Annotated in this window: 13 protein-coding genes; 7 read left to right on the forward strand and 6 right to left on the reverse strand. The window is 68.4% G+C overall.

Going from position 1 to position 12,999, the window contains the following annotated elements:
* Positions 1-6: 6 nt before the first annotated feature.
* Complete coding sequence (fghA, locus tag AC3WVS_RS09900) at positions 7-849, forward strand: S-formylglutathione hydrolase (RefSeq protein ID WP_492318471.1); 843 nt, start codon at positions 7-9, stop codon at positions 847-849.
* Between the two features lie 10 nt (positions 850-859).
* Here the strand turns inward: fghA and AC3WVS_RS09905 are convergent, their stop codons facing one another.
* Positions 860-1,873, reverse strand: coding sequence for an AraC family transcriptional regulator (locus tag AC3WVS_RS09905; RefSeq protein WP_492318687.1), 1,014 nt, complete (start codon positions 1,871-1,873; stop codon positions 860-862).
* 150 nt (positions 1,874-2,023) lie between these two features.
* Here AC3WVS_RS09905 and AC3WVS_RS09910 point away from each other — a divergent pair, with 150 nt between their 5' ends.
* From AC3WVS_RS09910 to AC3WVS_RS09935, 6 genes are read left to right on the forward strand one after another with little or no spacing between them, the layout of a single operon-like run.
* Positions 2,024-3,157: an acyl-CoA dehydrogenase family protein gene (locus tag AC3WVS_RS09910; protein ID WP_492318472.1), complete on the forward strand. Its 1,134-nt coding sequence runs from the start codon at positions 2,024-2,026 to the stop codon at positions 3,155-3,157.
* A gap of 45 nt (positions 3,158-3,202) precedes the next feature.
* Positions 3,203-4,726, forward strand: a complete 1,524-nt coding sequence (locus AC3WVS_RS09915) for a CoA-acylating methylmalonate-semialdehyde dehydrogenase (RefSeq protein ID WP_492318473.1) — start codon at positions 3,203-3,205, stop codon at positions 4,724-4,726.
* Between the two features lie 37 nt (positions 4,727-4,763).
* Positions 4,764-5,669, forward strand: coding sequence for a 3-hydroxyisobutyrate dehydrogenase (gene mmsB, locus AC3WVS_RS09920; protein ID WP_492318474.1), 906 nt, complete (start codon positions 4,764-4,766; stop codon positions 5,667-5,669).
* The gene (locus tag AC3WVS_RS09925; protein ID WP_492318475.1) at positions 5,666-6,436 is read left to right on the forward strand and encodes an enoyl-CoA hydratase; all 771 of its coding nucleotides are present in this window, start codon (positions 5,666-5,668) and stop codon (positions 6,434-6,436) included. The genes mmsB and AC3WVS_RS09925 overlap by 4 nt, the downstream gene beginning before the upstream one ends.
* A 9-nt stretch (positions 6,437-6,445) precedes the next feature.
* Positions 6,446-7,579 (forward strand): enoyl-CoA hydratase/isomerase family protein, encoded by a 1,134-nt coding sequence (locus AC3WVS_RS09930; protein WP_492318476.1) that lies wholly within the window; start codon positions 6,446-6,448, stop codon positions 7,577-7,579.
* A gap of 14 nt (positions 7,580-7,593) precedes the next feature.
* A complete protein-coding gene (locus AC3WVS_RS09935; protein WP_492318477.1) occupies positions 7,594-8,259 on the forward strand; it encodes a Crp/Fnr family transcriptional regulator in 666 nt (221 codons plus the stop codon).
* Positions 8,260-8,271: 12 nt separating this feature from the next.
* Here the strand turns inward: AC3WVS_RS09935 and alaC are convergent, their stop codons facing one another.
* The 5 genes from alaC to AC3WVS_RS09960 form a co-directional block, all read right to left on the reverse strand.
* On the reverse strand, positions 8,272-9,498 hold the full coding sequence (alaC, locus tag AC3WVS_RS09940; RefSeq protein ID WP_492318478.1) for an alanine transaminase: 1,227 nt from the start codon (positions 9,496-9,498) through the stop codon (positions 8,272-8,274).
* 130 nt (positions 9,499-9,628) lie between these two features.
* Positions 9,629-10,039 (reverse strand): hypothetical protein, encoded by a 411-nt coding sequence (locus AC3WVS_RS09945; RefSeq protein ID WP_492318479.1) that lies wholly within the window; start codon positions 10,037-10,039, stop codon positions 9,629-9,631.
* Positions 10,040-10,095: 56 nt separating this feature from the next.
* Entirely contained in the window at positions 10,096-10,923 is an 828-nt protein-coding gene (locus AC3WVS_RS09950; protein ID WP_492318480.1) for a siderophore-interacting protein, read from the reverse strand.
* Positions 10,924-11,001: 78 nt separating this feature from the next.
* Positions 11,002-11,709 carry a PadR family transcriptional regulator gene (locus AC3WVS_RS09955; RefSeq protein WP_492318481.1) on the reverse strand — a complete coding sequence of 236 codons (708 nt, stop codon included), beginning with the start codon at positions 11,707-11,709 and terminating at the stop codon, positions 11,002-11,004.
* 87 nt (positions 11,710-11,796) lie between these two features.
* Positions 11,797-12,885: an MBL fold metallo-hydrolase gene (locus AC3WVS_RS09960; protein ID WP_492318482.1), complete on the reverse strand. Its 1,089-nt coding sequence runs from the start codon at positions 12,883-12,885 to the stop codon at positions 11,797-11,799.
* Between the last annotated feature and the right edge of the window lie 114 nt (positions 12,886-12,999).

Below are 12,999 nucleotides of genomic sequence, written 5' to 3' on the forward strand. Positions count from 1 at the left end.
GCCGACATGGAACTGATCTCGCAACACGGCTGCCACGGCGGCGTGCAGCGCTTCTATCGCCATGATTCGACGGCGATCGGGCTGCCGATGCGTTTCTCGGTCTACCTGCCGCCGCAGGCGCAGGCAGGCGGCAAGGTGCCGGTGCTGTTCTACCTGGCCGGCCTGACCTGCACCGAGGAAACCTTCATGATCAAGGCCGGCGCGCAGCGTTTTGCCGCCGAGCACGGCCTGATGCTGGTGGCGCCCGATACCAGCCCGCGCGGCGCGGGCCTGCCGGGCGAGGCCGATGCCTGGGACTTCGGCGTGGGTGCCGGGTTCTATGTCGATGCCACCGAGGCGCCGTGGCAGGAGTACTGGCGCATGGAAAGCTACGTGGCCGACGAGCTGTTCGGGCTGGTCACCACCGCCTTGCCGGGCGATGCCGGCCGCGTCGGCATCTTCGGGCATTCCATGGGCGGGCACGGCGCGCTGGTGCTGGCACAGCGCCATCCGCAGCGCTTCCGCTCGGTGTCGGCGTTTGCGCCGATCGCCGCGCCGTCACGCTGCCCGTGGGGCCAGAAGGCGTTCACTGGCTATCTCGGCACGGACCGCGCCGCGTGGGCTGAGTACGACGCCAGTGAACTGATGGCACGCCAGAATGGGGCGCCCTTCCCGGCTGGCATCCTGGTCGATCAGGGACTCGACGACCAGTTCCTGCAAAGCCAGCTGCATCCGGAAGCATTCGCGGCGGCCTGCCAGGCCGTCGGCCAGCCGCTGACGCTGCGCCGGCATAGCGGCTACGACCACGGCTACTACTTCATCACCAGCTTTATCGCCGACCACATCCGCCACCACGCGGCGCAGCTCTAGACGCGCCGCATCAGCCTTCCGCCACCCGGCGGTAAGCGCCCGGGCGCGATCCGGTCCAGCGCCGGAACGCCCGGTGGAACGCGCCCGGCTCGGCAAAGCCGAGCTCGGCCGCGATATCCGCCACCGGGCGGCCGGAATGGCTGAGCGCCTCGATGGCAAGATCGCGCCGCAGCGCATCCTTCAGGTCCTGGTAGCTGACGCCCTCCTCCATCAGCCGGCGCCGCAGCGATGATGCGGACAGGTTCAGGCTGATTGCCAGGTCTTCAAAGGTGGGCCATTGATCCGGACGCTGGTTGCGCAGCAGCCTGCGCACGCGCGCGCCCACGCTGGCGCGGTCGGAGTACTTCACCACCACGTTGTGCGGCGCATCGCGCAGGAAGGCCTTCAGGCTGCGCTCGTCCTGGCGCACCGGCTGCTCCAGCAGTGCCGCGTCGAAGACCAGCGCCGTGGCCGGCTGCCCGAACGCCAGCTGGCGCGAATACATGACGCGGTATTCCGCGCTGTACTGCGGCTCGTCGTAGTCAAAGGCCGCCAGCCGCACCGGCACGCGCCGCCGCAACAGCCAGCTCATCAGGCCATGCAGCATGATCAGCATGGTTTCCTTGGCAAACACGCCGGGCTGCCGCCCCAGGTGCGCGCAGGGCGCGGTCAGCACCAGCGCGGCCTCGTCGCCGTGGCGCTCCAGCCGCACGCCGATATCGTCCAGCAGCAGCCGGAAGTACCGCGTGATGCGCTCCAGCCCCTGCCCCAGCGTGCGGCTCCCGGCCACCGCGTGGCACAGCATGGCAAAGCTGCCGCACTTCATGCTGCGCGAATCCTGCCCGAAGAACTCATCGTCCAGCGCCGCCGCCACGGCCATCCACAGCTCGCTGTAGCTGGCGGACGAGACGCGTGACTGCGGCACCGCCAGCAGCGCCGGCGCAATGCCGGCGCCGCGCAGTACCGGATCGGGGTCGACGCCGCGTGCGCGCAGCCCCGCGATGGCGTGGTGGACGAAACAGATGGCGACACTGCCTTTTTCCATGGCGCTGAGGGTGGCAATCGAGTTCACGAAGATTGGCGGATTTTGGCATAGGAGCCGGCCTCCGGCGTTCCTACACTGCCCGCAGGTCAAACGCCGACGCGCATTCTGCCTGACTTGCAGCGCGGCTCCAAACGCCCACCCCTAACTGCCATGCACAGCGACTACACCGAAGAGCAAACCATGATCCGCGACAGCGCGCGCGCCTTTGCCACCGAACGGCTGGCCGCCGGCGCCGCGCAATGGGACCGCGACGCCCGCCTGCCCGACGAGGTCGTCGCCGAAATGGGCGCGCTGGGGCTGTTGGGCATGATCGTGCCCGAGGAATGGGGCGGCACCTATACCGACTACGTCGCCTATGCGCTGGCCATCGAAGAGATCGCCGCCGGCTGCGCCGCCTGCGCCACCATGATGAGCGTGCACAACTCGGTCGGCTGCGGGCCGGTCCTGCATTATGGTACCGATGCGCAGAAAGAACGCTACCTGGCGCGGCTGGCCAGCGGCGAGCTGATCGGCGCATTCTGCCTGACCGAGCCGCAGGCGGGCTCCGAAGCGCACAACTTGCGCACGCGCGCCCGCTTCACCGACAACGGCTGGGTGCTCAATGGCAGCAAGCAGTTCGTCACCAACGGCCAGCGCGCCGGCGTGGCGGTGGTGTTTGCCGCCACCGAGCCCGAGCGCGGCAAGAAAGGCATCTCGGCCTTCCTTGTTCCGACCGACACCCCGGGCTTCATCGTGCACGCGCCCGAGAAGAAGCTCGGCATCCGCGCCTCCGACACCTGCGCGATCACGCTGGAAGACTGCACCGTACCGCACGACGCACTGCTCGGCGAACCCGGCGAGGGCCTGCGCATCGCGCTGTCCAACCTGGAAGGCGGGCGCATCGGCATCGCCGCGCAGGCCATCGGCATTGCGCGCTCGGCCTTCGAGGCGGCGTGCCGCTATGCCTCGGAACGCATCCAGTTCGGCCGCGCCCTGCGCGAACACCCGCCCATCGCCAACATGCTGGCCGACATGGCCACCGAGCTGAACGCCGCGCGCCTGCTGGTGCACCGCGCCGCACGCATGCGCAGCGAAGGCGTGCCGTGCCTGTCCGAAGCCTCGCAGGCCAAGCTGTATGCGTCCGAGCTGGCCGAGCGCGTGTGCTCCAAGGCGCTGCAGATCCACGGCGGCTACGGCTATCTCGAAGACTACCCGGTCGAGCGCCACTACCGCGACGCCCGCATCACCCAGATCTACGAAGGCACCAGCGAGATCCAGCGCATGCTGATCGCGCGCAGCCTGTAGTCCCACCATCCCTTGCCAACAGAACCAGACCTTCCGGAGACAACCATGAGTGCCGTGCCCAAGACCGACAATGCCGTGCCGACCGTGCCGCTGCTGATCAACGGCGAATGGGTGGATTCGTCCGCCACCGAATTCCGCAACGTGGTCAATCCCGCCACGCAGGAAGTGCTGGCACGCGTGCCGCTGGCCACCGCCAGCGAGGTCGCCGCTGCCGTGGGCGCCGCGCACCGCGCCTTTGCCACGTGGCGCCACACGCCCATCGGCGCGCGGCTGCGCGTCATGCTGCGCTTCCAGGCCCTGATCCGCGAGCACAGCAAGCGTATCGCCGCCATCCTGACCGCCGAGCAGGGCAAGACCCTGGCAGATGCCGAAGGCGACATCTTCCGCGGGCTGGAGGTGGTCGAGCACGCCTGCTCCATCGGCACGCTGCAGCAAGGCGGTTTTGCCGAGAACGTGGCCGCCACCGTCGACACCTACACGCTGCAGCAGCCGATCGGCGTCTGCGCGGGTATCACGCCGTTCAACTTCCCGGCGATGATCCCGCTGTGGATGTTCCCGATGGCGATCGTGTGCGGCAATACCTTCGTGCTCAAGCCTTCAGAGCAGGACCCGCTGTCTACCGTGGAGCTGGTCAAGCTGGCGCTGGAAGCCGGCGTGCCGCCGGGCGTGCTGAACGTGGTGCACGGCGCCAAGGACGTGGTCGATGCGCTGTGCACGCACCCGGACATCAAGGCGGTGTCGTTCGTCGGTTCGACCGCTGTCGGCACCCACGTCTACAACCTGGCCGGCGCGCACGGCAAGCGCGTGCAGTCCATGATGGGCGCCAAGAACCATGCGGTGGTACTGCCCGATGCGCACAAGGAGCAGACGCTGAACGCGCTGGCCGGTGCAGGCTTCGGCGCGGCCGGCCAGCGTTGCATGGCCACCTCGGTGGTGGTGCTGGTGGGGGCGGCACGCGACTGGGTGCCCGACCTGGTCGAACGCGCCAGGACCCTGAAAGTCGGCGCCGGTGCCGAGGCTGGCACCGATGTCGGCCCCGTGGTATCGGTGGCGGCAAAGGAACGGGTCCTCGGCCTCATCGCCGCCGGCGAGCGCGCAGGCGCGACGCTGGTGCTGGATGGCCGCGGCGTGGAAGTGCCGGGCTATCCGCAGGGCAACTTCATCGGCCCGACCATCTTTACCGATGTCCGCACCGACATGTCGATCTACACCGAAGAGATCTTCGGGCCGGTGCTGGTGGTGATCGGTGTCGATACGCTGGACGAGGCCATCGCCCTGGTCAACCGCAACCCGTTCGGCAACGGCACCGGCGTGTTCACGCAGAGCGGCGCCGCGGCGCGCAAGTTCCAGAGCGAGATCGACGTGGGCCAGGTCGGCATCAACATCCCCATCCCGGTGCCGGTGCCCTACTTCAGCTTCACTGGCTCGCGCGGCTCCAAGCTGGGCGACCTGGGGCCTTACGGCAAGCAGGTGGTGCAGTTCTATACCCAGACCAAGACGGTGACGGCGCGGTGGTTTGACGACGCCACGGTCAACGATGGGGTGAATACCACCATCAGCCTGAAGTAAGCACGCCGCATTCAAGCACGAACCGGAAGGAGACCCCATGCATATCGCCTTCATCGGCCTGGGCAACATGGGCGCGCCCATGGCGCGCAACCTGCTCAAGGCCGGTCATACGCTGACCGTATTTGACCTCAACGCCGCTGCGGTGGCATCGCTGTGCGCCGAAGGCGCCGCCACCGCGGACTCCGCCCGCAAGGCCGTGGCCGAAGCGGACTTTGTCATCACCATGCTGCCCGCCGCAGCCCATGTGCGCAGCGCTTACCTGGGCCCGGAAGGCGTGCTGGCCGGCGTACGCGCGGGCGTGCCGCTGGTGGATTCCAGCACCATCGACCCCGCCACCGTGCGCGAACTGGCCGCCGCCGCCGAGGCAAACGGCAATGCGCTGGCCGATGCGCCGGTCTCCGGCGGCACCGTTGGCGCGCAGGCCGGCACGCTGACCTTCATGGTCGGCGCCACCGAAGCGCTGTTCGCCCAGGTGCGCCCGGTGCTGGCCGGCATGGGCCGCAACCTGGTCCACTGCGGCGGCACCGGCACCGGCCAGGTCGCCAAGATCTGCAACAACCTGATCCTGGGCATCTCCATGATCGGCGTATCCGAGGCGATGGCGCTGGGCGTCAAGCTCGGCATCGATGCCAACGTGCTCGCCGGCATCGTCAATACCTCCACCGGCCGCTGCTGGGCCTCGGACACCTGCAACCCCTGGCCCGGCGTGATCGAGACCGCGCCGGCCGCGCGCGGCTACAGCGGCGGCTTTGGCGCCGACCTGATGCTCAAGGACCTGGGCCTGGCCAACGACGCCGCGCGCAGCGTGAAGCAGCCGCTCTTCCTGGGTGCGCTGGCGCAGCAGGTCTACCAGGCCGTGAGCCATGCCGGCGACGGCCAGCTCGACTTCTCCGGGGTGATCCGCCAGTACCTGTCCGCAGCCGACAAGGAGGCCAAGGAATGATCGAGTTTGCCCTGCAAGGCCACGTCGCCACGCTGACACTGAGCCGCCCGCCCGCCAACGCCTTCACCGCCGAAGGCCTGCAGCAGCTGCGCGAGCTGGTGGCAAAGATCGACGCGAACCCTGAAGTACGTGCCGTGGTCGTCACCGGTGCCGGCGAGAAGTTCTTCAGCGCCGGCGCCGACCTGAACGGCTTTGCCGAGGGCGACCGCGCCCATGCCCGCGTGATGGCGCAGCAGTTCGGCAGCGCCTTCGAAGCCCTGCAGAACGCGCGGCCCGTGGTGATCGCCGCGGTCAACGGCTATGCCATGGGCGGCGGGCTGGAATGCGCGCTGGCCTGCGATATCCGCATCGCCGAGGAACAGGCGCAGATGGCCCTGCCCGAAGCCGCCGTCGGCCTGCTGCCGTGCGGTTGCGGCACGCAGACGCTGCCGTGGCTGGTCGGCGAAGGCTGGGCCAAGCGCATGATCCTGACCAACGAGCGCGTCGATGCCGCCACGGCGTTGCGCATTGGTCTGGTGGAGGAAGTCGTGCCGCGCGGCCAGGCGCTGGCCACGGCGCTGGCGATGGCGCAGCGCGCCGGCAACGTCAGCCCGCGCGCCGCCGCCCACAGCAAGCGGCTGGTGCACCTGGCGCGCCAGGGCGTACCGCGCCAGGCCGCGCTGGCGCTGGAGCGCGAGCGCTTTGTCGACCTGTTCGACGATGCCGACCAGCGCGAAGGCGTCAACGCCTTCCTCGAGAAACGAACGCCGCAATGGCGCAACGCCTAGGAGCCCGCCATGCGCCTGACTGAAGAGACCAAGGCCGCCAACCTGGATGCCGCCGAGCCGGAGGTGCTGTTCCAGGTCGTCAACGGTATCGGCATAGCCACGCTGAACCGGCCGCGCCAGCTCAATGCCCTGTCGTACCCGATGATCGTCGCGCTCGGCGCGCAGATGGAAGCCTGGGCGCACGACGACGCCGTCCGCGCGGTGGTGCTGCGCGGCGCCGGCCCCAAGGCCTTCTGCGCCGGCGGCGATATCCGCGCGCTGACCGACAGCTACCGCGACGGCACCCCGCTGCACCGGCGCTTCTTCATCGACGAATACACGCTCGACTACCGCCTGCACCGCTACCCCAAGCCGCTGGTGGCGCTGATGGACGGCATCGTCATGGGCGGCGGCATGGGCCTGGCGCAAGCCGCGCACCTGCGCCTCGTCACCGAACGCTCGCGCGTGGCCATGCCCGAAACCGGGATCGGCCTGGTGCCGGACGTGGGCGCCAGCCATTTCCTGTCAAAGCTGCCGGTGGAGCTGGCCTTGTACCTGGGGCTGACCGGCGTCACCATCGGCGCGGCTGATGCGCTGCTGTGCGGACTGGCCGATGCGGCAGTGGACAGCGCCACGCTGGCCGGGCTGGAGCAATCGCTTGCCGGCATCGCCTGGGGCCATGACACGCTGGCAGACCTGCGCCACGCGCTGGTGCGCGAGCACGTGGCCAGCGCCGCCGACGCCCCGCTGCTGCAAGTGCTGCCGGCACTGCTGCAGCATTTCCCGGCGCACGCGACACTGCCCGAAATCCTGGCCGGCCTGGCTTGCCAGGACGACCCGGCCTACGCCGCATGGGCCAGCCGCACCATCGATGTACTGCGCACCCGTTCGCCGCTATCCGCCTGCGCCACGCGCGAATTGCTGCTGCGCGGGCGCCGCATGGACCTGGCCGACTGCTTCCGCATGGAGCTGGCGGTGGTGGTCAACACCTTCACGCAAGGCGATTTCATCGAGGGCGTGCGCGCGCTGATCGTCGACAAGGACAATGCCCCGCACTGGCGTGTCACCGGCTATGACGCGGTGGATGATGCCGCCGTCCAGGCGCTGTTCCGGCTGTGGTGGGCGCCGGGCGAGCAGCCGCTGCCCCTGGGCCCGCGCGGCTGAGCGGATGCGCTGCCGTGAGCCTCGACGCGCTGCTGGCGCGCAGCCCCTGGGCCGCGGCACTGACCCCGGCGCAACGCCAGCGCGTGCGCGCCGAGCTGCGTGAACGCACGGTGCCGCAAGGCGCCTATGTCATCCGCAAGGGCGACCGGGCCGACAGCTGGCTAGGCATCGCCGAGGGCCTGGTCAAGGTGCATTGCGCATCGCCCTCCGGCAAGCGCGCGACGCTGACCGGCGTGCCAGCCGGCGGCTGGCTCGGCGAAGGCTCCCTGCTCAAGCGCGAGGCGCTGCGCTATGACGTGGTGGCGCTGCGCGATTCCCGCATCGCCTGCATGCCGGGGGCCACCTTCCGCTGGCTGCAGGAGACCAGCCTGCCCTTCAACCGCTATCTGCTCGACCAGCTCAATGAACGGCTCGGCCTGTTCATCGCGACCGTCGAGCATGAACGGCTGTACGGCATCGAGGGCCGTGTGGCGCGGGCGCTGGCTACGTTATTCCATCCGGTGCTATGCCCTGGCCTGGGCCCGGCGCTGCATCTGACACAGGAAGAAGTCGGCCTGCTCGCGGGGATCTCGCGCCAGCGCGCCAATGCGGCGCTCAAGGTGCTGGAGAGCGAAGGCTTGCTGGCGGTCGAGCACGGCGCGGTGCATGTGCTCGACCTGGAGGCACTGCGCCGCTACTGAGGCGGCGCCCGTTCATGCCTGCGCCGCCGACGGCGGCTTCACCAGCCCGTCCGCCCGGAACATCGCCTTGATGCCGCGCACCGCCTGCCGGATGCGCGATTCGTTCTCGATCAGGGCAAAGCGCACATACTCGTCGCCATAGTCGCCAAAGCCGATGCCCGGCGACACCGATACCTTGGCCTTGGCCAGCAGCTGCTTGGAGAATTCCAGCGAGCCCAGCGCGCGGTACGGCTCGGGAATCCGCGCCCAGATATACATCGACGCCCTCGGGATCTCCACCGGCCAGCCCGCTTCGATCAGCCCGCGCGCCAGCACGTCGCGGCGCGACTGGTACTGCGCGGCGATCTCGCTCACGCACTGCTGGTCGCCCTCCAGCGCGGCGATGGCAGCGATCTGCAGCGGCGTGAAGGTGCCGTAGTCGTGATAGCTCTTGATGCGCGTCAGCGCCGCCACCAGGTCCGGGTTGCCCACCATGAAGCCCACGCGCCAGCCCGCCATGTTGTAGCTCTTGGACAGCGTGAAGAACTCCACCGCGATGTCCTTGGCGCCCGGCACCTGCATGATCGACGGCGCCTTCCAGCCATCGAAGACGATGTCGGCATAGGCCAGGTCGTGCACCACGAAGATATCGTGCTTGCGTGCCAGCGCAATGACGCGCTCGAAGAAGTCCAGCTCCACGCATTGCGCGGTGGGGTTGGACGGAAAGCCCAGCACGATCATCTTCGGCTTGGGATAGCTGCCGCGGATGGCACGCTCCAGCTCGGCAAAGAAATCGATGCCCGGCACCAGCGGCACCGAGCGGATATCCGCGCCGGCAATGACCGCGCCGTAGATATGGATCGGGTAGCTGGGATCGGGCACCAGCACCGTGTCGCCGCGGTCCAGCGTGGCCAGCATCAGGTGCGCCAGGCCTTCCTTGGAGCCGATGGTGACAATGGCCTCGGTATCCGGGTCGATCTCGACGTCATAGCGTTCGCGGTACCAGTGCGCGATCGCGCGGCGCAGCCGCGGGATGCCCTTGGAGGCCGAATAGCCGTGCGTATCGGGCCGCTGCGCCGCTTCCGTGAGCTTGGCCACGATATGCGCCGGCGTGGCGCCATCGGGGTTGCCCATGCTCATGTCGATGATGTCCTCGCCACGGCGGCGGGCGGCCATCTTCAGCTCGGCGGTGATATTGAAAACGTACGGGGGAAGGCGATCGATGCGCGCAAAGCGGCGCTTGCCAGAAGCGGCAGTCATGGAGGGAGTCCTTTACGTAAGCGCCCGGAACCGTCCGAGCGACGTCGGCAGCCGTTGTCTCGGCTGCCGGAGACTCATGTTAGCGGGGATGCGGCGAATGCACAACGGTCACGTGAGGCCGCGCGAAAGATCAAAGCAGCTTGCCGCCCGGCGGACGCGTCGGCCGGTCCGCCGGCAGGTTGCGCACGATGCAGTCCAGCGCGCGCGAATCGGACTTGCCGCCAAGCGCCGCGCTGACCGAATCCCGATACTGCGTAGGCGAGATGCGCTGGTAGTAGAGCCGCGAGGTCAGGTCCAGCCAGTATACGTAGTTGTCGTCGTCCCTGCTGCCACTGGTGCGCAGCCAGTCGCTGATATTGCTGGAGCCAACCACCATGTTGGGGCAAGCGGTCTGCAGCGAATCGAGATAGTCATTGAAGCCCTTGGCCTGGATATTGCGCACGGAGTCCGGCGCACAGGCCGCCAGCAACGCTGCGCAGGCGGAGGCCAGCGCGAAGCGCCGGCTGATCGTGAAGCGGCGAAAGATGGACGAAGGCTGCACGGCAGGGTCTCCCTGGCGGATGGCGGTGGCACTATCTTACCGGCACCCCGCCCGCTTCAGTCGTCCAGCGTCTCATGCACCGCCGCATCGCCGCGCTTCCAGTAGGCCGACGCGCGGATGCGGCGCTTGTCGATACCGCGTTCGCTGACCAGGTACTGGCGCACCGCTTTCATCGCCGCCGCTTCACCAGCGGCCCACACATAGCCCTCGCCGCGCGGCAGCGTGAGCTTGCGCAGCGCCGCTTCCAGCAGGCTGCCTTCCAGCGCATCGCCACGATGCAGCCAGTGCACATCGCATTGCGCCTGCGTCGGCAGCGGAATCTGCGCCGCGTCATCGCCCACTTCCACCACCACGATGGCGCGCGTATCGGCCCCGAGCTCTTCCAGGCGCCGCGCGATCGCCGGCAGCGCGGTATCGTCGCCGATCAGCAGGTGCCAGTCGAACGCCGTGGGCACCACGAACGAGCCGCGCGGGCCGCCCACGCCCAGGTACTGGCCCGGCTGCGCCTGCGCCGCCCAGGTCGACGCGGGACCATCGCCATGCAGCACGAACTCGATATCCAGTTCCTGCTTCGCCCCATCGTAGCGGCGCGGCGTGTAGTCGCGCGCGGCCGGCCGCGGCTGGCCTTCGGGGAAGGTGATGCCGTCAGTGGTGACCTGCGGCAGCACCGGCTTGTCAGCGCCATCCACCGGGAAGAAGACCTTGACGTGGTCGTCGAACGACGCCGAGATAAAGTCCTGCAGATCGGCGCCACCCAGCGTCACGCGCAGCAGCTGCGGCGATACCTGCGTGGTGCGCACCACCTGCAGCAACCGCATCTTAAGAGGATGGCGCACGCGCTGCACAGTCAGGTCGCGTGCGGAGGCTTGGTCGTTCTCACTCATGTTGGAATTCCTTGGAATTAAACCCGGCGTCTGCCGGGTCAGGTTGCCGATGGCCGCAGCCAGCGTCAGTGCCACGCGTCAGGCCTTGCGGACCGCTTCGATCTCAGCCGCCGCGCGCAGCAGGATCTCTGCGATGCGGCGCTGCTCGTCGGCGCCCGCATCGCTGCGCAGCGCAATGGCACGCTTGATCGCGGCGCGGGCCTGCATCAGTTCGGGCAGCCAGCCGCCCTGCTCCGGCTCGGGCTGCGGCTCGCCGCTCATGGCGCGCCGCATCCACTCCACCTTGCGCGCCACGTGGCGCAGCTTGGCGATCATCACCTCGACCCGCTCGCGGTTGGCCGCCAGGTGGGCCTTGCCGGTCTCGGACAGCTGGTAGCGCTTCTTGTTGCCTTCCGTGTCGACGGTGGCGTAGCCGACTTCTTCCAGGTAAGTCAGGGCCGGATAGACCACGCCGGGACTGGGCTTGTAGAAGCCGTTGGTACGGCTCTCGATCGCCTTGATCAGTTCGTAGCCGTGGCTCGGCTTCTCTTCGAGCATGGCTAGCAGCAGCAACTGCAGGTCATCGGCGCTGAACTTGCGGCCCCGGCGCCAGCCTTCGCCATCGAAGCTGCCGGGGCCATCGGGGCCGCCAGGGCCGAAGCCGTCGTCATGGCCGCCGCCCCAGAAGCCGCCGCCGTGGCGACCCATGGCGTGGTGGGCGAAGTGACGCTCAAAGTGCGGCACAAGGCGCATCAACAGGTGACGGCCGTGGCCTGAGATGCCAAAAGGGTGGGAATGATGGCGCATGACTAGCTCCGATATGTCGTAAAACATATCTTACGATATATATCGTACGGAAGTCAAGGCGACGCGGCAGTCCCCGCCGCGTGGGGATTACCTCATGCGGTACCAGTGGCAGCCATCGGGACCGGTCTCCCGCACCGCCTCGCCCCGCTCCAGCAGGTAGTTCAGGTGCGCAATGCTCTCGCCGGTAGCCATCCCCAACAGCCCGCCGCTTCCGGTGATGGGGCGTGAGAACAACTCACCGAACACATCCACCGCCCGCTTCGGCTTCCCCAACGCCCCACGCAACCGATCCAGCGCCTGCATCTGGCTCGCCCGCAGATAGTCGATGCGCGCATGCAGCCCACGGAACGGTTCGTTATGCGCCGGCAGTACCAGCACATCATCCGGCACGGCGGCGCGCACCTTGTCCAGCGAAGCCAGCCAGTCCTGCATCGGATCGGCATCGGGTTCGGTCGGGAACACCGACACGTTGGAGGAAATGCGCGGCAGCACCTGGTCGCCAGACACCAGCAGCTTCAGCGCCGGGCAGTACAGGCAGGCATGTTCGGGCGAATGACCCGTGCCGACGATGACCTGCCAGTCGTGCGCGCCGATGCGCACGGTGTCGCCATCGGACAGCCGGTGGAAGCTCTCGGGCAAGGCGTGGACATATTTGCCGAAGCCACCGAAGCGGGTGCGGTACACCTCGATCGCTTCGTCGTCCCAGCCAGCCTTGCGATAGAACTCGATCGCGTCATCGGGCGCCGCTCGCCCCGTATCCGCCGCCAGCACACGGCACATCAGGTATTCCAGCCGCGTCATCCACAGCTGGCAGTCGAACTTGCCGGTCAGCCACCCGGCCATGCCGATGTGGTCGGGGTGCATATGGGTCACGAACAGGCGCGTCAGGCCGCCGGCCAGCGGCCCGCTTTCGGCGAACAGCGCGCGCCAGGCCTGGGCCGTTTCTGGCGTTTGCAGGCCGGCGTCGACGGCGGCCCAGCCATTGCCGTCGCGGATGGCCCACAGGTTGATGTGGTTCAGTCCCAGCGGCATCGGCATGCGCAGCCACAGCACACCGGGCGCTACCTCGCGGGCGTGGCCGGGTTCGGGGGCGTCACCGCAGGGGTAGTCGAGCTCGGGCTTTTCGAGGGAGATGGGGGCAGCTGCGAGGGCGATATCGGGGGATTGGGCGCTCATCGGTGTCTGGGCCGGTGGGCCGGCCGTGCTGTGCACGGTGGCCGAAGCGGCTATGCCCCGGCTCCGCGCGTTCTGGATAGCTGACACCTTAGCCCAGATGGGCGATTCATGCCA

This window comes from Cupriavidus sp. CPT47-8839-RL05A (assembly GCF_058792255.1).

Bases quoted from the DNA above. Each gene is read 5' to 3' on its own strand.
- AC3WVS_RS09950 (WP_492318480.1), bottom strand. From the start codon at position 10,923: ATGAGTGAGAACGACCAAGCCTCCGCACGCGACCTGACTGTGCAGCGC.
- fghA (WP_492318471.1), top strand. From the start codon at position 7: ATGGAACTGATCTCGCAACACGGCTGCCACGGCGGCGTGCAGCGCTTC.
- AC3WVS_RS09925 (WP_492318475.1), top strand. From the start codon at position 5,666: ATGATCGAGTTTGCCCTGCAAGGCCACGTCGCCACGCTGACACTGAGC.
- AC3WVS_RS09905 (WP_492318687.1), bottom strand. From the start codon at position 1,873: ATGGAAAAAGGCAGTGTCGCCATCTGTTTCGTCCACCACGCCATCGCG.
- AC3WVS_RS09955 (WP_492318481.1), bottom strand. From the start codon at position 11,709: ATGCGCCATCATTCCCACCCTTTTGGCATCTCAGGCCACGGCCGTCAC.
- AC3WVS_RS09915 (WP_492318473.1), top strand. From the start codon at position 3,203: ATGAGTGCCGTGCCCAAGACCGACAATGCCGTGCCGACCGTGCCGCTG.
- AC3WVS_RS09960 (WP_492318482.1), bottom strand. From the start codon at position 12,885: ATGAGCGCCCAATCCCCCGATATCGCCCTCGCAGCTGCCCCCATCTCC.
- alaC (WP_492318478.1), bottom strand. From the start codon at position 9,498: ATGACTGCCGCTTCTGGCAAGCGCCGCTTTGCGCGCATCGATCGCCTT.
- mmsB (WP_492318474.1), top strand. From the start codon at position 4,764: ATGCATATCGCCTTCATCGGCCTGGGCAACATGGGCGCGCCCATGGCG.
- AC3WVS_RS09910 (WP_492318472.1), top strand. From the start codon at position 2,024: ATGCACAGCGACTACACCGAAGAGCAAACCATGATCCGCGACAGCGCG.
- AC3WVS_RS09930 (WP_492318476.1), top strand. From the start codon at position 6,446: ATGCGCCTGACTGAAGAGACCAAGGCCGCCAACCTGGATGCCGCCGAG.